This is a genomic window from Nitrospirillum iridis (assembly GCF_014205765.1).
Taxonomy (GTDB): domain Bacteria; phylum Pseudomonadota; class Alphaproteobacteria; order Azospirillales; family Azospirillaceae; genus Nitrospirillum; species Nitrospirillum iridis.
In genome coordinates, this window is sequence record NZ_JACIIZ010000012.1 from 82,738 (window position 1) to 106,577 (window position 23,840).

Genomic DNA, 23,840 nt, shown 5'->3' on the forward strand with positions numbered 1-23,840 from the left:
CGGGCCGGGACTCACACCAGTTCGATGGCGTAGTTCTCGATGACCATGTTGGCCAGCAGGCGCTGGCACATGGCCTCCACCGCCACCTTGGCCTTGGCCGGATCGGTCTCTTCCAGGTCCAGCTCGATCAGCTTGCCCTGACGGACTTCGCCCACGCCCTCGAAGCCCAGGGTCTGCAGGGCGGTGCCGATGGCCTTGCCCTGGGGATCGAGGACGCCGTGCTTCAGCGTGACGGTAACCTTGGCCTTCATGATCGGTGCTCTTCCTGGTTGGTTTTACGCAAACGGGGATATGAAAAGGCCCGGGGGCGAAACCGCCCCCGGGACCGCAACTCACTGCATCAGCTTGGGCGCCTTGATATCGGCCGGCCCGCCCTCGGGCAGGATGCCCAGGCGGCGCGCCACTTCCTGATAGGCTTCCTCGACCTTGCCCAGATCCTGGCGGAAGCGGTCCTTGTCCAGTTTCTCGTTGGTCTTGATGTCCCACAGGCGGCAATTGTCCGGGCTGATCTCATCGGCCAGGATGATGCGCATCTCATCGTTTTCCCACAGCCGGCCGAACTCCACCTTGAAGTCCACCAGCCTCAGGCCCGTGCCCAGGAACAGGCCGGACAGGTAGTCGTTGATGCGCAGGCTGAGCGACAGCATGTCGTCCAGGTCCTGGGGGCCCGCCCAGCCGAAGGCGGTGATGTGCTCCTCCGACACCATGGGGCAGCCCAGTTCGTCGGACTTGTAATAGAACTCGATGATGGACCGAGGCAGCTGCGTGCCTTCGGGGATGCCGAAGCGCTTGCTGAGCGAGCCCGCCGCCACGTTGCGCACCACCACCTCGACCGGGATGATCTCCACCTCACGCACCAACTGCTCGCGCATGTTGAGGCGGCGGACGAAGTGGGTGGGCACACCCATCTCGCCCAGGCGGGTCATCAGGTATTCGGAGATGCGGTTGTTCAGCACGCCCTTGCCGGTGATTACGCCCTTTTTCTGCTCATGGGTCGTATCATCCTTGAAGTACTGAACCAGCGTGCCGGGCTCAGGCCCCTCAAACAGGTCTTTGGCCTTGCCTTCGTAGATCCGCCGGCGTCGAGACATGGGATCACTTCTTTCGAACGAACGGATGCGGGCAGCATCGGGAAGACGTGCGCATAGCCGCACGCCCGCCCCCGAGGGACGGCCCTGATGGCGAGGATATAGCAAGCAATGGGCCCCTGTACAACGACGGTGCCCCCTCGCCCCACGCCGGGCGCCCATCCGGTGACGGAATTACCCCAGATCGACGTCCTGGAAAGGCACCCGGTCCGGGCGGCCGGCGGCGAAACGCCAGCGCGGCGGCACGCCGGGTCGATCCATGGCCGGCAGGGCGATGAGCGAGCCGCTGGTGGTCTCGAAGCACCCTTTCCCTTCAAGGGGCGGGGTGACAATGCACAAGGCCTCACGCGGATCGTCGCCGGCGCCGCTGACCCGGCTGGCCAGCAGCATTTCCCATTCCGCCCAATGGTTCGTCTCCGGGTCGGGGGCCGGCGCGGCGGCGAACAGAGGCCGGTAGCGCCGGGTGCGCGGGCAATCGGTGGCGTTCAGGCCCCGGGCGGTGATCATGGAGACACCCTCCGGGATGGGCGTCACGCGGACCCGGTCGCGCCCGGGTTCCCCCGTATGCTCCAGCAGCCAGGCGTCGCGGTTGTCGGCCAGCAGCAGGTTGAAGGGGCGGTAGGCGCGGGTGTCCAGGTCGGACAGGGCAGCGACCGGCGCGTCCGCATGGTCCAGCGCTTCCAGCACCAGTTCCCCGCGGGAGCGCTTGCCCGCCGCCGGGCCCAGCGTGCCCTCGCGGTTCAGCACGGCGGCCAGCACGCCCGTGTCGTTGAGGCCGCACCAGCTGCCGTCCGCCAGTTCGTCCTTGCCCGCCACCACCTCGGGCCGGTCGGGCCAATGGCGGGCGGGCGGCAGCCAGGGCCGGTCGTTCATCTCGTCCCGGTTGGCGGCCACGATCAGGGGCCAGGCATGGCCGGAACGGCGGAGAAGGATGACGCTGCACATGGGAAGGGGAAGCCATCTTGAGAGGAGTGCTGTGGGTCTCCCGGCCAGTGGTCTCAGGGCCGGGCCCCAGCGACGGAATGCCCCGGGGGATGTAGACCGGAAGCGACCGCCCGATATATAAGAACGCCGGGGGAAATCAAAACCACCCAGTGGTGCGCTTCGAGGAATAGCGATGACGACCTTTGACGACCGCGAACAGGCTTTCGAGGCCAAGTTCAAGCATGACGAGGAACTGCTGTTCCGCATCTATGTCCGCCGCGCCCGCTTGGTGGGCGAGTGGGCCGCCCAACAGCTGGGCCTGACGGGCGACGAGGCTGCGGCCTACGCCAAGGAAATGGTGTCGGAAGACCTGAAGGAGCCTGGCCACCAGGACATCCTGGCCCGCATCGTGGCCGACTTCACCGCCAAGGGCGTCGACATCTCCGCCCACCGCGTGGAGAAGGAGATGGAGCACACGCTGGAAGTCGCCCGCCAGCAGGTGATGACCGCCTGATCCCCACACGGGGGCACCGGCATAAAAAGGGGCGGCTCCTCGCGGGGCCGCCCCTTTTGTCTTTGCGCTTCGGCCGGGGAGCCTATTCCCCGAACACCCGCTTGAACACCGTGTCCACATGCTTGGTGTGGTATTCCAGGTCGAAGACGCCGTCGATCTGCTCGGCCGTCATGTGCTGCCCCACGTCAGCATCGGCCTTCAGCAGGGTGCGGAAGTCCTTGCCCTCCAGCCACACCGGCATGGCGTTGCGCTGCACGGCGCGGTAGGCGTCCTCGCGGCTCATGCCGGCCTGGGTCAGGGCCAGCAGGATGCGCTGGCTGTTGTGCAGGCCGCCCAGCATGTCGAGGTTGCGCTGCATGCCCTCGGGATAGACCACCAGCTTGTCGATCATGCCGGTCAGGCGGGACAGCGCGAAGTCCAGGGCGATGGTGGCGTCAGGGGCGATGACGCGCTCCACCGAGGAATGGCTGATGTCGCGCTCATGCCACAGGGTCACGTTCTCCAGCGCCGGCACCACATGGCTGCGGATCAGGCGGGACAGGCCCGACAGGTTTTCCGACAGCACCGGGTTGCGCTTGTGCGGCATGGCCGACGAGCCCTTCTGGCCCGGGCTGAAATATTCCTCGGCCTCGCGCACTTCGCTGCGCTGCAGGTGGCGGACTTCCGTGGCCAGGTTGTCGATGCTGGCGGCGATGACCGCCAGCACGGCGAAGTACATGGCGTGGCGGTCGCGGGGGATGACCTGGGTGGACATGGGCTCCACCGACAGGCCCAGCTTGGCCGCCACATGCTCCTCGACCCGGGGATCGATATTGGCGAAGGTGCCGACGGCGCCGGAGATGGCGCAGGTGGCGACCTCATCCCGGGCGGCGGCCAGGCGGTCGCGCCCCCGCTTGAAGGCGGCGTAGTGGCCGGCCAGCTTCAGGCCGAAGGTCACCGGCTCGGCATGGATGCCGTGGCTGCGACCGATGGTGGCGGTGTACTTGTGTTCCAGCGCCCGGCGCTTCAGGGCCGCCAGCAGGGCGTCCATGTCCGCCAGCAGCAGGTCGGTCGCCTCCTTCAGCTGCACCGCCAGGCAGGTGTCCAGCACGTCGCTGGAGGTCATGCCCTGATGGACGAAGCGGGCCTCGGGGCCGACATGCTCGGCGAGGTTGGTCAGGAAGGCGATGACATCGTGCTTGGTCTCGCGCTCGATCTCATCGATGCGGGCCACGTCCCACTTGGCGCGCTCCCAGACGGCGGCGGCGGCCTCCTTGGGGATCACGCCCAACTCGGCCTGCGCGTCGCAGGCGTGGGCCTCGATCTCGAACCAGATCCGGAACCGGTTCTCCGGTTCCCAAATCTTGACCATCTGGGGGCGGCTATAGCGCGGAATCATGGGGCGGCGCCTCGGTAAAGGGGGTGCTGATGGCGCCGGACCATACGGGGGGCGGGCAGCCTTGACCAGTGCAAGGGGCGCAAGGGCAGGGTGCTGAGGCCGGCCATGGGCCGGCCGCCCGTCACCGACCCTGGCGCCGCCGCCATTCGTCGGCGGCCTCCCCCATGGTGCGGGCGTTCCCCTGCCCAAGGGCCGCCGCCTTCATCCAGGCCATGAACGATCGGTCGAAACGGAAATCGTCACCGCATTCCCGGCGGAAGAAGCGGCGGACGTTCTGGGTGGCACGATAGCTGGGGGTGATGGGCGTGTCGCGGCCGACGGGATCGGCATGCCAGTCGAAAGACGTCATGGTCCTCCCCCCATCCATCAGGCCCAGCCGCCGGGCGTCAGTGCCGCGGCCCCTCATGCACCCAGCCGGTCACCATGGCCATCACCTCCGGCGGCAGGTCGCAGGCGCTGGGATGATGCCAGCGGTAGACGGCGATGGCAGCCTCCAGACAGAATTTCTCGGGCTGGCCACGGCCGCGCATCTCCTGATACGCCCGCACCACGGCGGGTCGGCAACAGTCGGCGGTATCGCTGTCTCGGCAACCCATGGGGTGGGCCTTTCCTGACGGGGCGCCGTAAGGCCTCACGACCGCTTGGCGCGGTTCAGCGGCACGCCGTAAAGCTCCAGCCGGTGGCCGATCAGCTCATAGCCCAATTCGGCCGCCACCTTTTCCTTCAGGCGCTCCAACTCCTCGCTGCGGAACTCGATCACCTCGCCCGACTGCAGGTCGATCAGGTGATGGTGATGCTCGTCGCGGATTTCCTCATACCGGGCGCGGCCGTCACCGAAGTCCAGCCGTTCGATGACGTTGGCCTCCTCGAACAGGCGCATGGTGCGGTAGACGGTGGCGATGGAGATGTTGGGATCGATCTCCACCGCGCGGCGGTAAACCTGCTCCACATCAGGGTGGTCCATGGCTTCGGACAGCACGCGGCTGATCACCCGCCGCTGCTCGGTCATCTTGAGGCCCTTCTGGATGCAAAGCTGTTCAAGACGCGATGGCATGGGGACGCTCCCAAAGACGGATAGGGTGAACCACCCGCCAGTGCAGACGGGAAACTATAAGCATTCTAAACCGACCACCCCGCCCGGTTCGAGTGGAATCGACCGCAGGGCTGCGGCTGTTTCGTCGCATGAAACGGCGCCGCGGCCAAGGGGACAATCCCACCAGGGGACTCATCCGGGGCCGATGATCTCCAGCAGGCGGTCCAGCGCGGCCTCGTCCAGCGTCGCGATCCGGCCGGCCAGGCGGTTGGCGACCAGCGTGGCCTTAGGCGTCAGGCCGCTGGTGTCCACCACCACCCGGGGATCGGACATCCGGGCCAGGCGCTCCATCTCCTCCGCTTCATCCCAGATGATGCCGAAATAGCCGCAGATCTGGCGCACCAGCATGGGCGAGGGCGTGCCCTTGCGGCCATGTTCCAGGGCGGACAGGTAGGCGGAGGAGATGTGCAAGGCCGTCGCCATGTCCTTCAGGGCCAACCCGTGCCGTTCCCGCAGTTCCCGCATCCGCTGGCCGAAGGGCGTCATGGCCGCTGGCGCTTCAGGAGGACGTAGACCGCGCCGCCGCCGCCGTGCTGCGGCTGGGCCTGGCGGATGGCCAGCACCAGGGGGCGCAAGGGCGCCTCCCCCAGCCAGCGGGGCACGGCGACCCGCAGGATGCCCTTTTCGCGATCAGTGCCCAGGTGGGCGCCGCCGGACCCCTTGCCGGTGATGATCAGCAGGGTGCGCCGGCCCTCGCGGTGGGCGCGGGCGACGAAGGCGTTCAGCGCGCCGTGCGCCTCCGCCTGGGTCATGCCGTGCAGATCCAGGCGACCGTCTATGACCATCTGCCCCCGGCGCAAGCGGTCGTCCGTGCGGCGGTCCAGGCCGGCGCGGGCACCGAACACCAGGGGCGGATGGGCCAGGGCCGGGGCCGGCGCGGCCTTCGGCAGCAGCGGCGGCATGACGGACGGGGGCGGGGTGGGCGCCGCCACGACCGGGGCAGGCGGCGGGGGCTGAAGGGGCGGGGGTGGAAGGGGCGGACCGCGCCGCAGCGGGGCGGCGTCGCGCATCACCTCACGCCACAGACGGATCTCATCCGACGTGGGCGCGCGACGCTGCCGGCTCATGACGCTGGACCACCAGGGGCGCTGGTCTGGCCCGCGGCGGCGCCCGGCGGCGTCACCGTGCGCGGCAGCAACAGCCAATAGCCGCCCCGGCTTTTCATCAGGCCGGCGCGGTTCTCCGCCTGGGGGCCGTGGCCCCAGAACACGTCGCCACGCACGGGGCCCTGGATGGCGCCGCCGGTGTCCTGCGCCACCATCAGGCGGGACAGGCGCTTGTCGCCATCCTCGGGATCGGTGACGTCCAGCCACACGGGCAGGCCGTAAGGGATGTGGCTGTGATCCACCGCCAACGACCGGCCCGGCGTCAGCGCCACGCCCTGGGCCCCCAGGGGGCCATCGCCCTCCAGCGGCTTGAAGAAGACATAGGACGGGTTGCCTTGCATGGTGGCCTGGGCCTGGCCCGGATTGGCCACCAGCCAGGCGCGGATGGACTGCATGGTGATGCCGTCGCGATCCAGCTTGCCGTCCGCCGCCATCTGGCGCCCGATGGCGACATAGGGCCAGCCATTCTGGCCGTCATAGGCCACCCGCATCTCGCCGCCCTCCTCCAGCACCACGCGGCCCGAGCCCTGGATGTGCAGGAAGAAGGCGTCAACGGCGTCGTCCAGCCAAACCAGTTCCAGCCCCTTGCCGGCCAGCGACCCGGCATCGATGCGGCGGCGATCCTCATAGGGCTTCAGCTTGCCGTCCGTCACCCGGCCGGCGATGCGCTGGCCTTTCAGGCTGTCGCGGAAATCGCCCAGGTCCACCATCACCAGATCGGCGGGGCGGCGGTAGAGGGGCACGGTGTAGCGGCCGTGGCGGGTGCGGCTGCCGCGCAGATCGGCCTCGTAATATCCGGTGAACAGGCCGTCGGCGTTGCCGTTGTCGGTGGCCCGCCAGGGCTGGAACCAGCGTTCCAGGGCCGCGCGCGCCATGGTTTCGTTGCCCGGCGGCAGATTCTTCAGCGCGGAACAGGGCGCGTTCCAGTCCTGCGGCTTACCGGCCACCCCCGTCGTCTGCCGCAGCAGCTTGTCACAGGAGCGCAAAAGCGCGGGCAGCGCCTCCGTCACCTTGTCGGCCTGCCAGCCGGGCAGATCGGCGAAGCTGGCCGGCTGCAGCACCAGCTTCGCGCCCGGGGCGGGTGCCGGCGGGGCCGGCGCCGGCTCTTCCAGACCCAGAAGGGAGCAGGCGGTGGTCAACAGCAGCAGGGCGCCCATGACGCCGCGCGCCGCACGGGCGAAAACAGGCCGGCACGGCATGGGCAATGGTTCCTCGCAAGGCAACTGGGACGGACGTGCGCCCGACCTTAAAACGGATCGCCGCCGGATGGAAACACCGGATGAGGGAACCGCGACGCGTTTTGGGACCCGATCAGTGGGGAACGCGGGTTTCCACCAAGCGCCAGTTGGGATCGGACGATTTGGTGTCGCGGGCGAATGTCCAGATGTCGACCACTTCCACCGAATGGTCGGCGTCGCCGTCCACCACCGCGCCCTGACTGTCGCGGGTCACGTTGGTCTGGTGGGTGATGAACTTCACCGTGCACAGCGCCTGGCCTTCCAACAGGCGGGCCTGCACCATGTCCACCGTGTCGAAGGCCTGGATGTGCGCCTCCAGCGTCTCACCGGCCTGGCGGCGCGCCTCGATGGCCTTGGCGAAATCGGTGTAGACGGCATCGGCCAGCAGCGGGCGCAGCGCGCCGGTGTCGCCGCGGGCGAAGGCATCGACGATGATGCCGAAGGCGCTTTCCGCGCCCTTCAGGAAGGAACGCTCATCAAAGCTGGGGTCGGCCTGATGGATGCGGGCCAAGCCGGCATCCAGCGACAGGGGCCCGTCATAGTCGGGCGGGGTGACATCGCGGGCCGTGCCCTCGATCACCTTGCCGCCCACGACCTGGGGCTGGAAGCGGGGCGGAACGGCCCCCTGCGCGCCGGGCGGCGGGGGAGGCACCACGGTGAAGGGGTTGGGGCGCTCACGCTCCTCCCCCGTCTTGCGGCCCAGCGCCTTGTGCAGCTGATAGCCCAGGAACACGGCGATCATCGCGAAGATGATGATTTCGAAGAAATAGGTATTGTCGCCCATTGCAGACTTCGAACCTCCGGCGCTTGAAATCGTCCCGCGTCCCAGGCCCAATCCGAACCTGGATACGGGGGCTTCGCCCCACCATGTTAAGACCGAACACCCGTACAATACGGGCCGGCCTACTGCTGTAGATAGGCGGCACCCGCAGAAAGAGCAAGCCAATGCGCCTTCCCCTTTTCCTCATAGCCTATCTTCTGGTGGAAATCGCCGCCTTCGCCTGGGTCGGGGAGAAGGTGGGCGTCCTGGGCACCGTGGCCCTGGTCGTGCTCTCCACCGTGGTGGGCTTGTCGCTGGTGCAGCGGCAGGGCCTGGACGCCCTGCGCAAGGTGGCAAGGTCGACCCCTGGCGAGGCTCCGGTGGTGGCGTGGGACGGCCTGTGCCTGGCCACGGCCGGCGTGCTGTTCGCCGTGCCCGGCTTCGTCAGCGACCTGGCGGGCGTGGCCCTGCTGATCCCGCCGGTGCGCCGCGTGCTGCTGGCCCAGGCCCAGCGCCTGTCGGGCGCGCGCTTCACCGTGCGCGCCACCAGCGGGGGGCGTACCAGCGGGGGCTACGCCGCCCCCACCCGGCCCACCACCGTCATCGACGGCGACTTCGTGGATGTGACCCGGCCCGAACCAGGGCCGACCCTGCCCAAGGAGTGAAGGCTCAGGCGCCAGCCCCGCGCGTCAGAGCAAACCCTTCAGCCGGTACAGTTCCTCCAGCGCCTGGCGCGGCGTCAGCTCGTCAGGGCTGACCGACTTCAATGCCGCCAGCGCCGGCGGTTCCGGTAACGCCGGGGCGGGCTGCGGCGCCCGGCGCACGGGCGCGCTGAACAGGGGCAGGTCGTCGGCCAGGCGGGTGACGGCGCTGCCCTGGTCGCCCGCCTCCAGGATGGCCAGCACCTCTTCAGCACGGCTGATCACCGTGGACGGCAGGCCCGCCAGGCGGGCGACATGGATGCCATAGCTGCGGTCGGCGGCCCCCGCCGCCACCTCATGCAGGAAGACGACGTCGCCCTGCCATTCCTTGATGCGCATGGTGTGGCAGGCCAGCGACGGCAGCTTGGCCGCCAGGGTGGTCAGCTCATGGTAATGCGTGGCGAACAGGGCGCGGCAGCGGGTGACCTCATGCAGATGCTCCACCGCCGCCCAGGCGATGGACAGGCCATCGAAGGTGGCGGTGCCACGCCCGATCTCATCCAGGATGACCAGGCTGCGCGGCGTGGCCTGGTTCAGGATGGCCGCCGTCTCCACCATCTCCACCATGAAGGTGGAGCGGCCACGGGCCAGGTCGTCGGCGGCACCCACGCGGCTGAACAGCCGGTCGACGGCGCCGATGTGGGCGGCGTCCGCCGGCACGAAGCTGCCCATCTGCGCCAGCACCGCCACCAGGGCGTTCTGGCGCAGGAAGGTCGATTTACCCGCCATGTTGGGGCCGGTCAGCAGCCACAGGCGGTTGGCGTCCGACAAGTCGCAGTCATTGGCGACGAAGGGCCCGCTGGCGGTCGCCACCAACGCCGCCTCCACCACCGGATGGCGGCCGCGCACCAGGCGGAATTCGCGGCTGTCGTCCACCACCGGGCGGCACCAGCGGCATTCCACCGCGATGTCGGCCAGCGCGGTCGCCACGTCCAGCAGCGCCAGCGCCTGGGCGGTGCTGGCCACCTCCTCCGCCTTGGCCAGAACGGCCTGGGTCAGATCCTCGAACAGCGACAGTTCCAGGGCCAGCGCCTTGTCGCCCGCCTCCGCCACCCGGCGTTCCAGGTCCGACAGCTCCACCGTGGTGAAGCGCATGGCGTTGGCCAGGGTCTGGCGGTGGATGTAGGTGCCCCGCTGCTCCGCCGCCATCAGCTTGTCGCCGTGCTGGGCCGTGACCTCGATGTAATAGCCCAGCACGTTGTTGTGCCGGATCTTGAGGGTGTTGATGCCCGTGGCCTCGGCATAGCGGGCCTGAAGGTTGGCGATCAGGCGGCGCGAGTCGTCGCGCAGTTCCTTCAGCTCATCCAGGGGGGCGGAATAGCCCCGGGCGATGAAGCCGCCGTCGCGGGCGTTCAGCGGCAGGTCGGCGTCCAGGGCCGCCGTCAGGGTGGCCACCAGGTCGCCCGGCACCCGCACGCCGCGCAGGGCGTCCAGCAGGCCCGGGGGCAGCGGCGGCTCCAGCGCGCCGCGCAGGGCCTCCGCCGGGAAGGTGTCGCGGATGTCGCGCGCCCGGCCCAGGCCGTCGCGGATGCCGGCCAGGTCGCGCGGGCTACCCCGGCCCAGGCTGATGCGGGACAGCGCGCGCTCGATATCCGGCGCCCGGCCCAAATGGGCGCGGATGTCGGCGCGCAAGCCCCCCTGCTCCACGAAATAAGCCACCGTGTCCAGCCGCCGGCCGATGGCCACGGGGTCGGTGAGGGGGGAGGACAGGTGGGCCGCCAGCAAACGCGCGCCCGCACCGGTGACGGTGCGGTCGATGGCGCCCAGCAGGCTGCCGCGCTTCTCCCCCGTCAGGGTGCGGGAGAGTTCCAGGTTGCGGCGGGACGCCGGGTCGATCTCCATGACCGCGCCCAGCGCCAGGCGACGCGGCCGGTCCAGGCGCGGCACCCGGCCCTTCTGGGTCAGTTCCACATAGTCGACCAGGGAGCCAGCGGCCGCCACCTCCGCCCGGCTGAAGCTGCCGAAGGCGTCCAGCGTGCCGACGCCGTACAGGTCCAGCAGGCGCTGGCGGCCGTTCTCGCTGTCGAAACGGGCGTTGGGCTGCACCGTCAGCTGGTCGCGCCACTCGGCCCACAGCTCGAACAGCTCCGGCTGCTGGGTCAGGCGTTCGGACAGCAGCAGTTCGCCGGGCGCCAGGCGGGCCAGGGCCGCCGGCAGGGCCGGGCGCTCCACCGGTTGCAGGGTCAGCTCACCGGTGGACAGGTCCAGCCAGGAAAGGCCCAGGGCGCCGCCCACCTCGGCCAAGGCGGCCAGGTAGTTATTGGAGCGGGCGTCCAGCAGCCCGTCCTCGGTGATGGTGCCGGGGGTGACCACCCGCACCACCTCGCGCCGCACCACGGCCTTGCCGCCGCGCTTGCGCGCCTCCGCCGGGTCTTCCGTCTGTTCACAGATGGCGACGCGGAAGCCCAACCGGATGAGGCGGGAGAGATAGTTCTCGTGGGAATGCACGGGGACGCCGCACATGGGGATTTCCTCCCCCAGATGCAGGCCGCGCTTGGTCAGCGTGATGTCCAGCGCCCGGGCCGCCGCCACCGCGTCGTCGAAGAACATCTCGTAGAAATCGCCCATGCGGTAGAACAGCAGGGCGCCCGGATGCTGGGCCTTGATCTCCAGGTATTGGACCATCATGGGCGTGACGCCCTGAGGGGCCGCCGGAGAGGGGGGGACCGGGGACGGGAGGTCGTTGGTGTCGGGCACGGGCACTATATCCGGTAGGACGGGGCGGAAAGGCCCTTAGGTATAGCGCCGTCAGCCCGCCAAGCCGAGTCCGTTCCGTCTACCGGCCCGGGCCGGGTCACGCCGCCCGCAGGCCCAGGCGGCGGTGCACCTCGTCCAGCAGGCCGTCCGCCGCCGCCTCGATCAGGTCCAGCACCAGATCGAACTGGTCTTCCGCGCCGTAGTAGGGATCGGGCACGTCATGCCCCTTATGGTCCGGGGCGTAGTCCAGGAACAGCTGCACCCGGTCCCGCAGGGCGGGCGGGGCCAACCGGCGCAGGAAGTCCAGATGGTCACGGTCCATGGCCAGCACCATGTCGTACCGTTCGAAATCGTCGGCATCCACCCGGCGGGCGCGCAGGGCCGACAGGTCCACCCCACGATAGCGCGCGGCCTCCACCGCCCGGATGTCCGGCGCCTCCCCCACATGATAGCCGTGGGTGCCGGCGCTGGCGACGACGACGCGGTCACCCAGCCCATCCATGGTCAAGCGGCGGCGCATCACGCCCTCCGCCGTGGGGGAGCGGCAGATGTTGCCGGTGCAGACGAAAAGAATCGAGATTTTCTGATGATTTTCCAATGCCTTACCCTTATTCCGGGAGTGCCAAGACATCTAGGCCGACTGTAGCAACCTTGAACACTGGAATCAAATGGTCACCCCATACCCCTACCGTAAGGAGGGGGTGTCGGCATCAGCGGCTGCGACGATGCGGCCAGCCCTTCCTTCTTGCGGGCCGCCGTCCCACCGCCCAAGATGCGCCCGTCCCCGTCGGTGGCAGCCGCCGGGGCCAGACACGGATAGCCAGGCCACGGCAAGACAGGTCCCCCCATGCCCCTTATCGACGTCACCGGCCTGCGCCACGCCATCGCCGGCCGACCCGTGCTGGACATCCCCCATTGGTCGGTTGAGAGCGGACGGCACTGCCTGCTGCTGGGCCCCAGCGGCAGCGGCAAGACCACCCTGATCCACGCGCTGGCCGGGCTGAAACGGCCGGACCAGGGCCGCATCCTGCTGGACGGGCAGGCGGTCTGGGACCTGGCGGCGGCGGGCCGGGACGCCCTGCGGGGCCGGTTGATCGGCATCGTCTTCCAGACCCTGCACCTGGTGCCGGCGCTGGACGTGGCGCAGAACCTGCACCTGGCCCGCTGGCTGGCGGGTCTGCCGCGCGACACCCGGGCGGTGGCCGGCGCCCTGGACCGGGTGGGCCTGGGCAACCGCCTGGGCGCCCGGCCGGAGCAGCTGAGCCAGGGGGAGAAGCAGCGGGTGGCCATCGCCCGCGCCGTCGTCACGGCACCCAAGCTGATCCTGGCGGATGAGCCGACCTCGGCCCTGGATGACGAGAACTGCGCCCGCGTGCTGGACCTGCTGCTGGAACAGGCGGAGGTGTGCGGCGCCACCCTGCTGGTGGCCACCCACGACGGGCGCACCCGCGACCGTATCGCCGACCGGCTGGAACTGCCCAAGCTGGGCGCCCCGGCCCGAACCACCCTGGGGGAAGGCCACGCCGCATGAACATTCCCAGCCTGGCCTGGGCCTATCTCAGGCGCTCCGCCCTCACCACCTGCCTGAACGTGGCGCTGCTGGCGCTGGGCACCGGCACCATCGTCGTGCTGATCCTGGTGGGCACGCAACTGCAGGACCGCCTGGCCAAGGACGCGGCCGGTGTGGACCTGGTGGTGGGCGCCAAGGGCAGCCCGCTGCAGCTGATCCTGTCCGCCCTCTACCAGATCGACATTCCCACGGGGAACATCCCGCTGGCCCAGGCCCAGGCGCTGGCCGCCGACCCGCTGGTGGCCCAGGCCATACCCCTGGCCCTGGGCGACAGCTTCCGCGGCTTCCGCATCGTCGGCACCGACCCCGCCTTCGTGGCCCTGCGCCAGGCCAGCGTGGCAGCCGGGCGGCTGTGGCAGGCGCCGATGGAGGCGACGGTGGGCTGGCAGGTGGCGCAGCGCGCCGGCCTGAAGGTGGGCGACCGCTTCAACGGCAACCACGGCCTGTCGGCCGGCGGCGCGGAACATGAGGGCATGCCCTACACCGTGGTGGGCATCCTGGCCCCCACCGGCGGCGTGATCGACCGCCTGGTGCTGACCCCCATCGACAGCGTCTGGGCCGTGCATGACGCCCACCATCACCACCATGACGGCGATGACCATGACGAGCATGCGCACGAGACGGAAGCCGCCCAACCGCCGGACCGGGAGGTGACGTCCGTCCTGCTGCGCTACCGCTCCCCCATCGCCGCCGCCCGCCTGCCCCGCCGCATCAACGCCGAAAGCGGCATGCAGGCGGCGGCACCGGCGGTGGAGATGACGCGGCTGCTGTCGCTGGTGGGGGTGGGCACGGACACGGTGCGGGGCTTCGGCCTGCTGCTGGTCGCGTCCTCCGCCCTCAGCATCTTCGTGGCGCTCTACAACGCCACCCAGGCGCGGCGCTATGACCTGGCGGTGATGCGGGCGCTGGGCGCCACCCGGACCCGCATCGCCTGCCTGTTGCTGACCGAGGCGCTGGCCATGGGGGCCACCGGCACCGCCTTGGGGCTGGCCCTGGGCCATGGCGCGGTGGAGATGGCGGGGCGGCTGGTGCCCCAGGCCCGCGACATGGGCATCACGGGACTCCAGTTTCCCGCCACGGAACCCTATCTTCTGATCCTGGCCGCCGCCCTGTCGGTGCTGGCGGCCCTGGTGCCGGCCATCCATGCCTATCGGGCGGATGTGTCGGCGGTGTTGTCGCGGGGGTGAGGCCCCCGCCCGTGGCCCCGGATTGGCCACGATTGTGGGCGACCTATGGGCGGCCCGCGCAATGAGGCGGTTGAGAGAAAGGATCAAAGGCCATGACGACACGGGACACGCGCCGCTTCGCCGGCGCCCTGATGCTGACGGCCCTCATCATTGGCGCGCCCGCGCTGGCGGCGGACAAGAAGGCGACGCCTGCGCCGGGCACGGCGGCTGCCGTGCAGGCCAACATCCCCAAGGCGACGCTGGGCTGGGACAAGTTGGCCGACGTCAAGGAGGTGCACAGCATGGACAACGGCCTGCTGCGGGTGCGCGCGGCCTTCGGCCCGGGGGTGCAGGCGTTGGAGGGCAAGCCCCTGACCATCGCCGGCTTCATCATCCCGCTGGAGCAGAAGGAGAAGTCCGGCCACTTCCTGCTGAGCGCCATGGCGCCCAGCTGCCCCTTCTGCCCGCCGCCGGGCCCCGCCGACCTGATGGAGGTGAAGACCAGCGCCCCCATCGCCATGACCAATGAGCCCATCACCCTGACGGGCACGCTGCACATGGTGGGCGACGATGACAACGGGCTCTACTACCGCATGGCCGACGCCACCCTGCAGCCCGCCTCGTGACGTCGGTCCCGGCCGTCCGCCTCAAATTCCCAGCAGGGTGCGCACCAGGCCGATCAGGCTGCCGATCAGCAGCACCAGGGTGGCGAAGACCGAGAGGCTGAAGCCGGCGGTGCGCTTCTTGGCCTCGGCGTAGTAGCCGACGGCGTACAGCACCCGGCCGACGAGCCAGGCCAGGCCGATCAGGGCGGTCAGATGATCCCCCCAGATGGTGGCGGACAGCCACAGGGCCGGCAGAAAAAGCACGATCTGTTCCAGCGTGTTGGTTTGCACCCGCAGCATCCGCTGGAAGGCTGGCGGCCCATCCATGGATGGCGCTTCCACGCCAAGGACATGGCGCGCCCGGGCCACCTGGCCGATGGTCCAGAAATAGACCAACAGCGCCAACACCGTGACCAGCCCGGTCCACACAAAAGCGGCCATGAACCCCATCCCCCTATTTCAGCCAGGCCCGCCTGGCACGCCCCGCCCTTACGGGTCGTTGGCCTCGATCCCGAACATGTCGTCGTCGGAAAAGCCGAAATGGTGCCCGATCTCATGGATCATGACATGCAGCACCAGCTCGCCCAAATCCTCCCCGGTTTCACACCAATAGTCCAGCAAGGGCCGGCGGTAGAGGAAGATCATGTCGGGCCCGTGGGAGGCGTCGTTGACGCCGCGCTGAGGCAGGGAGACGCCGCGGTAGAGGCCCAGGATGTCGAACGGGGTTTCCAGCCCCATCTCCCGTTCCGTCTCCTCATCGGGGAACTCGTCCACCCGGACCACGACGTTGCCGATGTGGACCCGCAGTTCCGGCGGGATGGAGGATATGGCGTCGGTCGCCAGGCGTTCAATCTCCTCCAGCGTCGGCGGGGAGGTGAAGCGGCGGGGCAGGACGGTGACGGTGGCCATGGATCGATACCGTGATAGGCTGCACTAACGTCTTGACGGGACGGCCCCGCCGGGTCCAGGTCAACGCCTGTCGGCCCCCGCCGTCAAGTCCCGCGCGCTGTCCCATACCGTCGCAGGTGACTTAACCCCATCATCCGCCCCGAATCCGCCGGGGACCCTGGTCCCCACCCTGGTTCCCCAAGACGCCGACGGCGATTCCCAGCGCGACGCGCGCATGTCTCCCAGCGCGACGCGCGCATGGCCCGTTTCATGGAAGAGATCGCAGGTTAAATGAGCGACGACACCGTTCCACCCGTTGAGGAAGCCGCCGCCGAGGGCCCGGCCACCTGCCCCCGCTGCGCCAAGCCGATGGACCTGTGCGTCTGCGCCGGCATCGAGCCCATCCAGACGCGGCTGGAGGTGCTGGTGCTGCAGCATCCCCAGGAACAGGACGTGGAGCTGGGCACCGCCCGCCTGCTGACCCTGGGCCTGGCGCGCGGCCGGCTGAAGGTGGGGCTGTCCTGGGCCAACTTGGCGAAGGCATTGGGCCGCGAGGCTGATCCGCGCCGCTGGGCCGTGCTGTACATGGGGTCCGGCGACGATGCCGTCGCCACGCCCCCCGGCACGCTGCGCCTGGTGGACAAGAAGGGCCAGACGGTGGAGGATCCGACCCTGCTGGCCGACCTGGAAGGCATCATCCTGCTGGACGGGTCCTGGTCGCAGGCCAAGGCCCTGTGGTGGCGCAACGCCTGGCTGCTGAAGCTGCGACGCCTGATCGTCCATCCCGACTTCGTCTCCGCCTACGGCGATTTGCGGCGGGAGCCCCGGCGGGAAAGCGTCGCGACGCTGGAGGCCGCGGCCTTCGCGCTGGCCAAGCTGGAAGGCGACGACACCTTGGTGGCGCGCTTGCGGGCACCCTTCATCGCCCTGGTGGAACGCTATCGCGCCGTGCGCGGCAACCGGCCACCCAAGCTCGCCGCCAATCGCCCCTCCTCGGGTCGGCCCGGTGGCAAGCCCGACTGGCGTGGCGGCCGGCGGCGCCCCGCCCGGCAATAGCGGGGCACGATGCTGGCGGCGGCGGGCCGGCCCTCTTTTAGCCAGAATTGGCGACCACACACGCTTACGTTTATCTGCACGCCGGACCGCCCATGCCCTCCCTGACGCGCCTCGCCCCCGCCATCCTGTCGTGCGCCTTGGCCGCGCATGCCTATGCCGGCACGCCCACGGCCAAGACGGCCCCCGCCGCCTGCAAGGAGGGCGCGGACTGGAACACGCCGGCGCCGCCGGTGCACATCCACGGCAATGTCTGGTATGTGGGCACCTGCGGCCTGTCCTCCATCCTGGTGACCTCGCCCCAGGGCCACATCCTGATCGACGGGGCCACGGAGAAGGCCGCCCCCCTGATCGAGGCCAACATCCGGGCCCTGGGCTTCCGGGTGGAGGATGTGCGCATCCTCCTGAACAGCCATGAGCATCTGGACCATGCCGGCGGGCTGAAGCAGCTGCAGCGCGACAGCGGCGCCGACGTCCTGGCGCTGCCCGCCGCGGCCGACGCGCTGGAGCGGGGCAAGGGCGACCGGGGCGATCCGCAATTCCTCAGCATCGACCCCTTCCCCGCGGTCACCCCCGTGCGTCGCATCAAGGACGGTGAGGTGGTGACGCTGGGTCCCCTGGCACTGACGGCCCATGCCACGCCCGGCCATACCCCGGGCGCGACCACCTGGACCTGGGATAGTTGCTCGGACGGCGGCCCCAATGGCGGGCAATGCCGGCATGTCGTCTATGCCGACAGCCTCAGCGCCTACACCGACGACGCCTACCGCTATTCCGACGAGGCGGCGCATCCGGGCATGGTGGCGCGCTTCCGCCAGGCCATCGCCACCGTGGCCGCCCTGCCCTGCGACATCCTGCTGACGCCCCACCCCGACGCATCGGCGATGTGGCGACGGCTGGGCCCCAACGCCACCGAGCCGCTGGTGGACGACACCGCCTGCCGCCGCCATGCGGAGGCGGTGTCTGTCCGGCTGGACAAGCGGCTCGCCACGGAGCAGGCGGAAAAGGAAAAGGCGGCCCGGTAGAGGACCGCCCGCAACCCGCGCGTTCGAGGGATCAGCGCAGGGACATGACCTTGACGTCCGCCGGCGGGGTGGCCACGCGATCAGCGGCGGCGATGCGCTTTTCCAGGTCGGCGGCGTGCAGGCGGGCGGCGTCCAGGTCACGCTGCAACTGGTCGGCACGGGCCCGCTCCTTGCGCACGGCCCGGCGGTGCCGCCCCGCCGACAGCCAGGACACCAGGCCGCCCACGGCGAAACCCACCACCAGCGAGACCAGCACCAGGGCGAAGGACGGCACGGTCAGCACGGCGTCCAGCGGCCACAGGCCTAGGATCACCGGTTCCCGGTTGGTCACCGCGAAGGAGATGGCGACCAGCGCCAGCGGGATGGACACGATCCAGGAAAGGTAACGCAACACCTGCCGCTCCACTGCCAACGGCCACGCCCAGCCATCCCGTGATCAGGATGGCGTCTTGGGCGCGGCGCGAACAAGCCCCGACGGAACGCCGGGGCCGGGTCCCAGAGATGGGGCCGATCAATCCGTGTTCAACTGCTCCCGCAGTTGCTTGCCGGTCTTGAAGAAGGGAATGAACTTCTCCTCGACGTCCACCGCCTGGCCCGTGCGCGGGTTGCGGCCGGTGCGGGCGTCACGCCGCTTGACGGAGAAGGCACCAAAACCCCGCAACTCGACCCGGTCGCCCCGGGCCAGGGCCTCTGTGATCTCGTCGAAAATGGTGGTGACGATCTTTTCCACGTCGCGCTGGTAGAGGTGCGGATTGAGCTCCGCCAGCCGCATGATGAGTTCCGATTTGGTCATCGGCAATTCCCCCTTGGGCAATAGGGTCCGGTATGCGGGACCGCTCTCTTTATCGTGTCGTTGGGCCTCCCGGCAGGACAGGGCACGAGGCGTACATCCAGCCCAATGCCTTGCGGCTCCTGGTACCGGCCACCGCTTCCCTTGGTGCCCGGTCACAACCGGCGGTACCAGGGTCGACAGAGTCCGGCCCCGACACCACCCGTCCCATCCCCAACTGTGCCGGAGCGGGCCCGTCCTGGCAAGGGTAAGGTCTTCATACTCTTGCATTATCGCTGGCTGGACAGCTGTCGCCCCCGGCCAATCGGGCTCGGCCTTTCGGGCGATCCCCGCGATCGGATCGCCGGGTCGGGGGTGGGGCTCTGGGCCGGATGTCCCAGGAGGAGGCGCCCTCAAGAAAAAGGCCGCCCCCGGTTGCCCGGGGACGGCCCATTCTTACTCAGAACCGGATGGTTCCCGAAAGTTCAGCTCCAAAGAGCCTCGTCTCAGACCTCGTCCTTGTCCTTCTGGGCGCGCTTCAGCGCGGCGCCCAGGATGTCGCCCAGCGAAGCGCCCGAGTCGGACGAACCGAACTCGGCCATCGCCTGCTTCTCTTCCTCGACTTCCTTCGCCTTGATCGACAGACCGATCTTGCGGCTGGCGCGATCGATCTGCGTGACCTTGGCGTCGACCTTCTCGCCGACGGCGAAACGGTCCGGGCGCTGCTCCGAACGCTCACGCGACAGGTCGGACTTGCGGATGAAGCCGGTGAAGCCGTCGACCACCGACACCTCGATGCCGCCCTCGGTGATGGCGGTGACGGTGCAGGTGACGACGTCGTTCTTCTTCACGCCGGCGACAGTGGCTTCGAACGGATCGCTGGCCAGCTGCTTGATGCCCAGGCTGATGCGTTCCTTTTCCACGTCGACGTCGAGGACCTTCACGCGGACGTGGTCGGCCTTCTTGTAGTCCTGGATGGCTTCTTCACCCGACTTGTTCCAGTCGAGGTCGGACATGTGGACCATGCCGTCGATGTCGCCCGGCAGACCAACGAACAGACCGAATTCGGTGATGTTCTTGACCTCGCCTTCCAGCTCGGTGCCGGCCGGGTACTTGTCGACGAACGTCTCCCACGGGTTGTCCAGGCACTGCTTGAGGCCCAGGGAGATGCGGCGCTTCTGCGGATCCACGTCCAGCACCATGACCTCGACCTCCTGAGAGGTGGAGACGATCTTGCCGGGGTGGACGTTCTTCTTGGTCCAGGACATCTCGGAGACGTGCACCAGACCTTCAATGCCGGGCTCCAGCTCCACGAAGGCGCCGTAGTCGGTGATGTTGGTGACGCGGCCCTTGAACTTGGCGCCGACCGGGTACTTGGCTTCCACGCCTTCCCACGGATCAGCCTCAAGCTGCTTCATGCCCAGGCTGATGCGCTGGGTTTCGGAGTTGAAGCGGACGACCTGGACCGTGACGGTCTGGCCGATCTGCAGGGCTTCCGACGGGTGGTTGATGCGGCGCCAGGCGATGTCGGTGACGTGCAGCAGGCCATCGACGCCACCCAGATCCACGAACGCGCCGTAGTCGGTGATGTTCTTGACCACACCCTGCAGAACCTGGCCTTCCTTGAGGTTGGCCACCAGCTCCGAACGGGCCTCGGCGCGGCTCTCTTCCAGAACGGCGCGACGCGACACGACGATGTTGCCGCGCGAGCGGTCCATCTTCAGGATCTGGAAGGGCTGCGGGGTGCCCATCAGCGGGGAGATGTCGCGCACCGGGCGGATGTCCACCTGGCTGCCCGGCAGGAAGGCCACGGCGCCCGACAGGTCGACCGTGAAACCGCCCTTGACGCGGCCGAAGATGATACCGGTGACGCGCTGCTGTTCGGTGAACGCGCGCTCCAGCTGGGTCCAGGCCTCTTCGCGCTTGGCCTTCTCGCGCGACAGCATGGCTTCGCCGTGCTTGTCTTCCATGCGCTCGAGGTAGACCTCGACCGTGTCGCCAACCTTCAGCTCAACCGGCTGACCGGGGACGGCGAATTCCTTCAGCGCGACCCGGCCTTCGGACTTCAGGCCAACGTCGATGAGCACCATGTCGTTCTCGATGCTGAGAACGGTACCCTTGACTACCGTACCTTCGAGGCTGTCGGCGGTGCCGAGCGACTCTTCCAGAAGGGCGGCGAAACTTTCCTTCATCCCACGGTCGGGGGACTTGGCGGCGGAAACCTGGGCCATTTAAACTCCTTGAGTGGATCCAGCATGAACCCGTTCTAACCTTCCGGCGGACGCCCGGCCGACGGCAGGTTTACTTGGCCCATGGCGTCGGACACCATGCCCGGCGACTTGGTTGAGTTGGGGGCCGCGCGGCCAAACCGTCCGTTTTAATGGAAGTCGGGAAACGCGGGTCTGGAGCGGATGAAGTCCATGGCGGCGACGAATGCCTGGTCGGCATCCATCATGGACGTATCAAGCAAAAACGCGTCGACAGCGGGCTTCAGCGGTGCCACCGCCCGTTGACTGTCACGCGCATCACGGACTTTCATGTCCTCCAGGACGGCCTCGTATATAGCCTCAGCGCCAGTGTTGCGCAACTCCGACAAACGGCGACGGGCGCGCACCTCAACGTCGGCGGTCACATAGAGCTTGGCCGGCGCGTCCGGGCAGACCACGGTGCCCACGTCGCGGCCGTCCAGCACCGCCCCCTTCGCGCCGTGCGGCGGGCGATGGGCGAAATCCCGCTGGAAATCCAACAGGGCGGCCCGCACCTCGGGCACCACGGAAACCTTGGACGCGGCCACCGCCACCGCGTCCTGGCGCAGGGCCGGATCGTTCATCAGGGGCAGGACGGTGGCGGCATCCAGGGCGCTGGCGGCGGCGATGGCGGCCCGCGCATCGTCCGGCGCATGGCCGGCCCGCAACAACGTCAACCCCACCGCGCGGTAGAGCGCGCCCGTGTCCAGGTGGGCGTAGCCCAGGGTCGACGCCAGGCGGCGGGCCAGCGTGCCCTTGCCGCTGGCGGCCGGGCCGTCGATGGCGACGATGAAGGAAATGGTCATGGGGAATGCCGCCTAATGGATGGGCTGATGGATGGGGTGCGAGACATCGCCGCTGGCCTAACACCGCCCGCCCGGCCTGGCAAGCGGCCCCCTTACCCCGCCGTGACAGCCCCGCCCAGGGCGTTCAGCAGGCCGGCGGCATCCGCGACACCCCCGGGGCCGCCGCCGGGCGCGGGGCAATGAACGGTGATGGGCTGGGCCGTGGCGGTGCCCAGCGCCAGGAAGGCCGGCGCCAGGTCGGCCTCCACCGTCACGGCGGCACCGCCGCGCGGCGGCTGGCCATCGCCATGGACGGTCAGATGGTCGGCCCCCGTCTCCACCGACACGCCGCATCGCGTCAACGCCGCCGCCAGGGCGGGGACGTGCCGGGCCAGCGCCGACGGCAGGCCGCGCAACACCGTGGCGCCCCGGGCCCCCGCCCCCGCCACGGCCGCCAGCGCCAGGTCGCGCGCATCGGCCAGGCGGCCGGCGGAAACCTCGATCCCGTGCAGGGGCTGGGCCAGCGGGTGCAGACGGATGTCCGCCATGGGTTCGGCTCCGCCCCCCGACCCGACCCCCAGCCCGCCCGCCGGACCCACGGCCGCACCCGGGGCCGGAAGCGGCTCGATCGCCAGGTCGGCCCCCATGTCGCGCAGCAGATGCAGGATGCCGGCCCGGTGCTCATTCGTGCCGACCCGGGCCAGCGCGATGCCGGGACCGGGGCGCAGGGCCGCGGCCACCAGGGCGGCCCCCGCCAGGGCGGCGTCGCCGGGAACGGCCACCCGCGCCGGCCGCAGTTCCCGGTGGCCGGTGACGCTGACCGCCCAGGCACCGTCCGGCTGGTGACGGGCCACGATATCCGCGCCGAACTGGCGCAGCAGGCGCTCGGTATGGTCGGCGGTGGCCGCCTCCTCCACCACCGTGGTGGTGCCGGCGGTGTTGAGCGCCGCCAGCAACAGGGCCGACTTCACCGCGCCGGTCACCGCCGCCAGGGGCCGGTGGTCGATGGGCACGGCGTGCCCGGTCCCCCGCACCAGCAAGGGGGGGCAGGCGTTACCCACGCCATCGTGGCCCGCGGTCAAGGCGGCCCCCATGCGTGCCAGCGGTGGCATGGCGGCCTTCAGGAACAGGCTGGCCGGGCCGGTGGTCGTCAAGAAGGTGTCGCCGGACTGGGTGGACAGGACGCCCGCCAGCAGGGCGAAGGCCAGGCGGTCATTCCCCAGGTCGAGCAAGCCCGGGGCCTGGCGCAGCCCGCCCACGCCCACGCCGTGGACGCGCCAGGCGCCCTCGCCCCCGCCCTCCAGGCGCGCACCCAAGGTGCGCAACGCCTGGATCACGGGGTCCGTGCCCGTGGGCACCCCCTCCACGTCGCTGGCCCCCACGGCCAGGGCCGCCAGCACCAAGGCCCGGACGGCGATGCCGGCGTCCCCCGGAACGGTGGCGGTTCCGGCCAGGGACGGGACCGGCGCCGAGATCCAGGATGCGGCGGGAGGGACAGGCATGGGCATGGGCGTTCTTGGTCCTGAAACCTGGGTCCTGAAACCGGCGCCTGACTCCGGCGCCGGAAAACGGGCGTGACGGGGCCAAGCATGGCCCCGCCCCGGGGGCAGCGCAAGGCGCCAGCCCCAGCCGAGCGCCCTCATTCGCGGCGAAAGCGCCCCCTTGTGGGTGTCTTTATTGATTCACGTTTGACAGGGGGCGGGCTTCATGGCAAACGCCCGCTCCTGTACCTTTTTATGGTGAGCGCGGAAATGGTCGGCCCGGGCCGTCGCCGCGCCATGTTTTTTGATGGAGGATTGCCGTGGCGAAACCGGAATGGGGCACGAAGCGGATCTGCCCGAACTGCGGCACCCGCTATTACGACATGCGGAAGAACCCGCCGACCTGCCCCTCTTGCTCGACCGTGTTCGATCCGGAGGCCTTGCTGAAGTCCCGCCGCGCCCGCCCCATCCTGGCTGACGACACCAAGAAGCCGGTGCTGGACGTCGGCGCCAGCGACGAGGTCGAGGACGAGGAGAAGGAAGAGGCCTTGGAAGAGGCCGAGGTGGATCTGGAGGTCGACGACCTGGAAGGGGCCGAGACCGCCGACGCCGTGCCGGGCGAGGACGACGAGGACGTCCTGCTGGAGGACGCCGAGGAATTGGGCGACGAGGATGACATGGGCGAAGTGGTCGACGTCGAAGGTGGCGACGAGGACCGCTAAAACCCTTTTAAAATCAGGTCGTTGGCCGTTT

28 protein-coding genes are annotated in these 23,840 nt (G+C 69.4%); 8 read left to right on the forward strand and 20 right to left on the reverse strand.

The genetic code is table 11. From position 1 onward, the window contains the following. Positions 1–11: 11 nt before the first annotated feature. From purS to FHS74_RS20010, 3 genes are all read right to left on the reverse strand, one after another. Positions 12–251 carry a phosphoribosylformylglycinamidine synthase subunit PurS gene (gene purS / locus FHS74_RS20000; RefSeq protein ID WP_184804020.1) on the reverse strand — a complete coding sequence of 80 codons (240 nt, stop codon included), beginning with the start codon at positions 249–251 and terminating at the stop codon, positions 12–14. An 81-nt stretch (positions 252–332) separates the two neighbouring features. Next, the gene (gene purC / locus FHS74_RS20005) at positions 333–1,091 is read right to left on the reverse strand and encodes a phosphoribosylaminoimidazolesuccinocarboxamide synthase (RefSeq protein ID WP_184804024.1); all 759 of its coding nucleotides are present in this window, start codon (positions 1,089–1,091) and stop codon (positions 333–335) included. A 171-nt stretch (positions 1,092–1,262) separates the two neighbouring features. Next, positions 1,263–2,033 carry an NRDE family protein gene (locus tag FHS74_RS20010; RefSeq protein ID WP_184804033.1) on the reverse strand — a complete coding sequence of 257 codons (771 nt, stop codon included), beginning with the start codon at positions 2,031–2,033 and terminating at the stop codon, positions 1,263–1,265. Between the two features lie 172 nt (positions 2,034–2,205). Here FHS74_RS20010 and FHS74_RS20015 point away from each other — a divergent pair, with 172 nt between their 5' ends. Beyond that, positions 2,206–2,526, forward strand: a complete 321-nt coding sequence (locus FHS74_RS20015; protein WP_184804036.1) for a DUF1476 domain-containing protein — start codon at positions 2,206–2,208, stop codon at positions 2,524–2,526. Positions 2,527–2,608: 82 nt separating this feature from the next. Here FHS74_RS20015 and purB read toward each other — a convergent pair whose 3' ends face one another. The 8 genes from purB to FHS74_RS20055 form a co-directional block, all read right to left on the reverse strand. Then, positions 2,609–3,904: an adenylosuccinate lyase gene (gene purB / locus FHS74_RS20020; RefSeq protein WP_184804039.1), complete on the reverse strand. Its 1,296-nt coding sequence runs from the start codon at positions 3,902–3,904 to the stop codon at positions 2,609–2,611. A gap of 121 nt (positions 3,905–4,025) precedes the next feature. Beyond that, positions 4,026–4,253, reverse strand: a complete 228-nt coding sequence (locus tag FHS74_RS20025) for a DUF6434 domain-containing protein (RefSeq protein WP_184804042.1) — start codon at positions 4,251–4,253, stop codon at positions 4,026–4,028. Between the two features lie 37 nt (positions 4,254–4,290). Beyond that, positions 4,291–4,500: a hypothetical protein gene (locus FHS74_RS20030; RefSeq protein ID WP_184804045.1), complete on the reverse strand. Its 210-nt coding sequence runs from the start codon at positions 4,498–4,500 to the stop codon at positions 4,291–4,293. A 35-nt stretch (positions 4,501–4,535) separates the two neighbouring features. Continuing rightward, complete coding sequence (locus FHS74_RS20035) at positions 4,536–4,958, reverse strand: Fur family transcriptional regulator (protein WP_044564144.1); 423 nt, start codon at positions 4,956–4,958, stop codon at positions 4,536–4,538. A gap of 171 nt (positions 4,959–5,129) precedes the next feature. Beyond that, a complete protein-coding gene (locus FHS74_RS20040; protein ID WP_184804048.1) occupies positions 5,130–5,483 on the reverse strand; it encodes a helix-turn-helix domain-containing protein in 354 nt (117 codons plus the stop codon). Continuing rightward, complete coding sequence (locus FHS74_RS20045; RefSeq protein ID WP_184804050.1) at positions 5,480–6,064, reverse strand: Smr/MutS family protein; 585 nt, start codon at positions 6,062–6,064, stop codon at positions 5,480–5,482. The genes FHS74_RS20040 and FHS74_RS20045 overlap by 4 nt, the downstream gene beginning before the upstream one ends. Then, positions 6,061–7,302, reverse strand: coding sequence for a murein transglycosylase A (gene mltA / locus FHS74_RS20050; protein ID WP_184804052.1), 1,242 nt, complete (start codon positions 7,300–7,302; stop codon positions 6,061–6,063). The genes FHS74_RS20045 and mltA overlap by 4 nt, the downstream gene beginning before the upstream one ends. A 112-nt stretch (positions 7,303–7,414) precedes the next feature. After that, complete coding sequence (locus tag FHS74_RS20055) at positions 7,415–8,125, reverse strand: Tim44/TimA family putative adaptor protein (protein ID WP_184804054.1); 711 nt, start codon at positions 8,123–8,125, stop codon at positions 7,415–7,417. A gap of 161 nt (positions 8,126–8,286) precedes the next feature. On the opposite strand from FHS74_RS20055, the gene FHS74_RS20060 reads away from it, so the two are divergent. Then, complete coding sequence (locus tag FHS74_RS20060) at positions 8,287–8,766, forward strand: FxsA family protein (protein WP_184804056.1); 480 nt, start codon at positions 8,287–8,289, stop codon at positions 8,764–8,766. Positions 8,767–8,790: 24 nt separating this feature from the next. Here FHS74_RS20060 and mutS read toward each other — a convergent pair whose 3' ends face one another. Together mutS and FHS74_RS20070 are read right to left on the reverse strand one after the other, a co-directional pair. Next, positions 8,791–11,430 (reverse strand): DNA mismatch repair protein MutS, encoded by a 2,640-nt coding sequence (gene mutS, locus FHS74_RS20065; protein ID WP_184804057.1) that lies wholly within the window; start codon positions 11,428–11,430, stop codon positions 8,791–8,793. A 166-nt stretch (positions 11,431–11,596) separates the two neighbouring features. Next, complete coding sequence (locus FHS74_RS20070) at positions 11,597–12,097, reverse strand: low molecular weight protein-tyrosine-phosphatase (RefSeq protein WP_246463254.1); 501 nt, start codon at positions 12,095–12,097, stop codon at positions 11,597–11,599. A gap of 249 nt (positions 12,098–12,346) precedes the next feature. Here FHS74_RS20070 and FHS74_RS20075 point away from each other — a divergent pair, with 249 nt between their 5' ends. From FHS74_RS20075 to FHS74_RS20085, 3 genes are all read left to right on the forward strand, one after another. Then, a complete protein-coding gene (locus FHS74_RS20075; protein ID WP_184804074.1) occupies positions 12,347–13,030 on the forward strand; it encodes an ABC transporter ATP-binding protein in 684 nt (227 codons plus the stop codon). Continuing rightward, positions 13,027–14,256 carry an ABC transporter permease gene (locus FHS74_RS20080; RefSeq protein ID WP_184804077.1) on the forward strand — a complete coding sequence of 410 codons (1,230 nt, stop codon included), beginning with the start codon at positions 13,027–13,029 and terminating at the stop codon, positions 14,254–14,256. The genes FHS74_RS20075 and FHS74_RS20080 overlap by 4 nt, the downstream gene beginning before the upstream one ends. A 92-nt stretch (positions 14,257–14,348) precedes the next feature. Beyond that, a complete protein-coding gene (locus tag FHS74_RS20085; RefSeq protein ID WP_184804079.1) occupies positions 14,349–14,861 on the forward strand; it encodes a DUF3299 domain-containing protein in 513 nt (170 codons plus the stop codon). A gap of 21 nt (positions 14,862–14,882) precedes the next feature. On the opposite strand, the gene FHS74_RS20090 is transcribed toward FHS74_RS20085, so the two are convergent. Both FHS74_RS20090 and FHS74_RS20095 read right to left on the reverse strand, forming a co-directional pair. Then, positions 14,883–15,281, reverse strand: a complete 399-nt coding sequence (locus FHS74_RS20090) for an MAPEG family protein (RefSeq protein ID WP_184804083.1) — start codon at positions 15,279–15,281, stop codon at positions 14,883–14,885. Between the two features lie 48 nt (positions 15,282–15,329). Further along, positions 15,330–15,749, reverse strand: a complete 420-nt coding sequence (locus tag FHS74_RS20095) for a metallopeptidase family protein (protein ID WP_184804086.1) — start codon at positions 15,747–15,749, stop codon at positions 15,330–15,332. A gap of 270 nt (positions 15,750–16,019) precedes the next feature. Between FHS74_RS20095 and FHS74_RS20100 the strand changes: the two genes are divergently transcribed. Further along, positions 16,020–16,784 carry a tRNA-uridine aminocarboxypropyltransferase gene (locus FHS74_RS20100; protein ID WP_184804089.1) on the forward strand — a complete coding sequence of 255 codons (765 nt, stop codon included), beginning with the start codon at positions 16,020–16,022 and terminating at the stop codon, positions 16,782–16,784. Between the two features lie 92 nt (positions 16,785–16,876). Next, entirely contained in the window at positions 16,877–17,806 is a 930-nt protein-coding gene (gene bla / locus FHS74_RS20105; RefSeq protein ID WP_184804092.1) for a subclass B3 metallo-beta-lactamase, read from the forward strand. 31 nt (positions 17,807–17,837) lie between these two features. On the opposite strand, the gene FHS74_RS20110 is transcribed toward bla, so the two are convergent. From FHS74_RS20110 to FHS74_RS20130, 5 genes are all read right to left on the reverse strand, one after another. Beyond that, a complete protein-coding gene (locus FHS74_RS20110) occupies positions 17,838–18,197 on the reverse strand; it encodes a lipopolysaccharide assembly protein LapA domain-containing protein (RefSeq protein ID WP_184804095.1) in 360 nt (119 codons plus the stop codon). A 120-nt stretch (positions 18,198–18,317) separates the two neighbouring features. Beyond that, the gene (ihfB, locus tag FHS74_RS20115; protein WP_044564159.1) at positions 18,318–18,599 is read right to left on the reverse strand and encodes an integration host factor subunit beta; all 282 of its coding nucleotides are present in this window, start codon (positions 18,597–18,599) and stop codon (positions 18,318–18,320) included. Between the two features lie 482 nt (positions 18,600–19,081). Next, complete coding sequence (gene rpsA / locus FHS74_RS20120; RefSeq protein WP_184804098.1) at positions 19,082–20,806, reverse strand: 30S ribosomal protein S1; 1,725 nt, start codon at positions 20,804–20,806, stop codon at positions 19,082–19,084. Positions 20,807–20,952: 146 nt separating this feature from the next. Next, positions 20,953–21,627, reverse strand: a complete 675-nt coding sequence (cmk, locus tag FHS74_RS20125; protein WP_184804101.1) for a (d)CMP kinase — start codon at positions 21,625–21,627, stop codon at positions 20,953–20,955. Positions 21,628–21,719: 92 nt separating this feature from the next. Further along, positions 21,720–23,108 carry a 3-phosphoshikimate 1-carboxyvinyltransferase gene (locus FHS74_RS20130; RefSeq protein WP_184804104.1) on the reverse strand — a complete coding sequence of 463 codons (1,389 nt, stop codon included), beginning with the start codon at positions 23,106–23,108 and terminating at the stop codon, positions 21,720–21,722. Positions 23,109–23,407: 299 nt separating this feature from the next. Between FHS74_RS20130 and FHS74_RS20135 the strand changes: the two genes are divergently transcribed. Beyond that, positions 23,408–23,809: a TIGR02300 family protein gene (locus tag FHS74_RS20135; RefSeq protein WP_184804107.1), complete on the forward strand. Its 402-nt coding sequence runs from the start codon at positions 23,408–23,410 to the stop codon at positions 23,807–23,809. Positions 23,810–23,840 lie beyond the last annotated feature (31 nt).

Coding starts and splice junctions, on each gene's coding strand:
- purS (WP_184804020.1), bottom strand. CDS start 251: ATGAAGGCCAAGGTTACCGTCACGCTGAAGCACGGCGTCCTCGATCCC.
- purC (WP_184804024.1), bottom strand. CDS start 1,091: ATGTCTCGACGCCGGCGGATCTACGAAGGCAAGGCCAAAGACCTGTTT.
- FHS74_RS20010 (WP_184804033.1), bottom strand. CDS start 2,033: ATGTGCAGCGTCATCCTTCTCCGCCGTTCCGGCCATGCCTGGCCCCTG.
- FHS74_RS20015 (WP_184804036.1), top strand. CDS start 2,206: ATGACGACCTTTGACGACCGCGAACAGGCTTTCGAGGCCAAGTTCAAG.
- purB (WP_184804039.1), bottom strand. CDS start 3,904: ATGATTCCGCGCTATAGCCGCCCCCAGATGGTCAAGATTTGGGAACCG.
- FHS74_RS20025 (WP_184804042.1), bottom strand. CDS start 4,253: ATGACGTCTTTCGACTGGCATGCCGATCCCGTCGGCCGCGACACGCCC.
- FHS74_RS20030 (WP_184804045.1), bottom strand. CDS start 4,500: ATGGGTTGCCGAGACAGCGATACCGCCGACTGTTGCCGACCCGCCGTG.
- FHS74_RS20035 (WP_044564144.1), bottom strand. CDS start 4,958: ATGCCATCGCGTCTTGAACAGCTTTGCATCCAGAAGGGCCTCAAGATG.
- FHS74_RS20040 (WP_184804048.1), bottom strand. CDS start 5,483: ATGACGCCCTTCGGCCAGCGGATGCGGGAACTGCGGGAACGGCACGGG.
- FHS74_RS20045 (WP_184804050.1), bottom strand. CDS start 6,064: ATGAGCCGGCAGCGTCGCGCGCCCACGTCGGATGAGATCCGTCTGTGG.
- mltA (WP_184804052.1), bottom strand. CDS start 7,302: ATGCCGTGCCGGCCTGTTTTCGCCCGTGCGGCGCGCGGCGTCATGGGC.
- FHS74_RS20055 (WP_184804054.1), bottom strand. CDS start 8,125: ATGGGCGACAATACCTATTTCTTCGAAATCATCATCTTCGCGATGATC.
- FHS74_RS20060 (WP_184804056.1), top strand. CDS start 8,287: ATGCGCCTTCCCCTTTTCCTCATAGCCTATCTTCTGGTGGAAATCGCC.
- mutS (WP_184804057.1), bottom strand. CDS start 11,430: ATGATGGTCCAATACCTGGAGATCAAGGCCCAGCATCCGGGCGCCCTG.
- FHS74_RS20075 (WP_184804074.1), top strand. CDS start 12,347: ATGCCCCTTATCGACGTCACCGGCCTGCGCCACGCCATCGCCGGCCGA.
- FHS74_RS20080 (WP_184804077.1), top strand. CDS start 13,027: ATGAACATTCCCAGCCTGGCCTGGGCCTATCTCAGGCGCTCCGCCCTC.
- FHS74_RS20085 (WP_184804079.1), top strand. CDS start 14,349: ATGACGACACGGGACACGCGCCGCTTCGCCGGCGCCCTGATGCTGACG.
- FHS74_RS20090 (WP_184804083.1), bottom strand. CDS start 15,281: ATGGCCGCTTTTGTGTGGACCGGGCTGGTCACGGTGTTGGCGCTGTTG.
- FHS74_RS20095 (WP_184804086.1), bottom strand. CDS start 15,749: ATGGCCACCGTCACCGTCCTGCCCCGCCGCTTCACCTCCCCGCCGACG.
- FHS74_RS20100 (WP_184804089.1), top strand. CDS start 16,020: ATGAGCGACGACACCGTTCCACCCGTTGAGGAAGCCGCCGCCGAGGGC.
- bla (WP_184804092.1), top strand. CDS start 16,877: ATGCCCTCCCTGACGCGCCTCGCCCCCGCCATCCTGTCGTGCGCCTTG.
- ihfB (WP_044564159.1), bottom strand. CDS start 18,599: ATGACCAAATCGGAACTCATCATGCGGCTGGCGGAGCTCAATCCGCAC.
- rpsA (WP_184804098.1), bottom strand. CDS start 20,806: ATGGCCCAGGTTTCCGCCGCCAAGTCCCCCGACCGTGGGATGAAGGAA.
- cmk (WP_184804101.1), bottom strand. CDS start 21,627: ATGACCATTTCCTTCATCGTCGCCATCGACGGCCCGGCCGCCAGCGGC.
- FHS74_RS20130 (WP_184804104.1), bottom strand. CDS start 23,108: ATGCCTGTCCCTCCCGCCGCATCCTGGATCTCGGCGCCGGTCCCGTCC.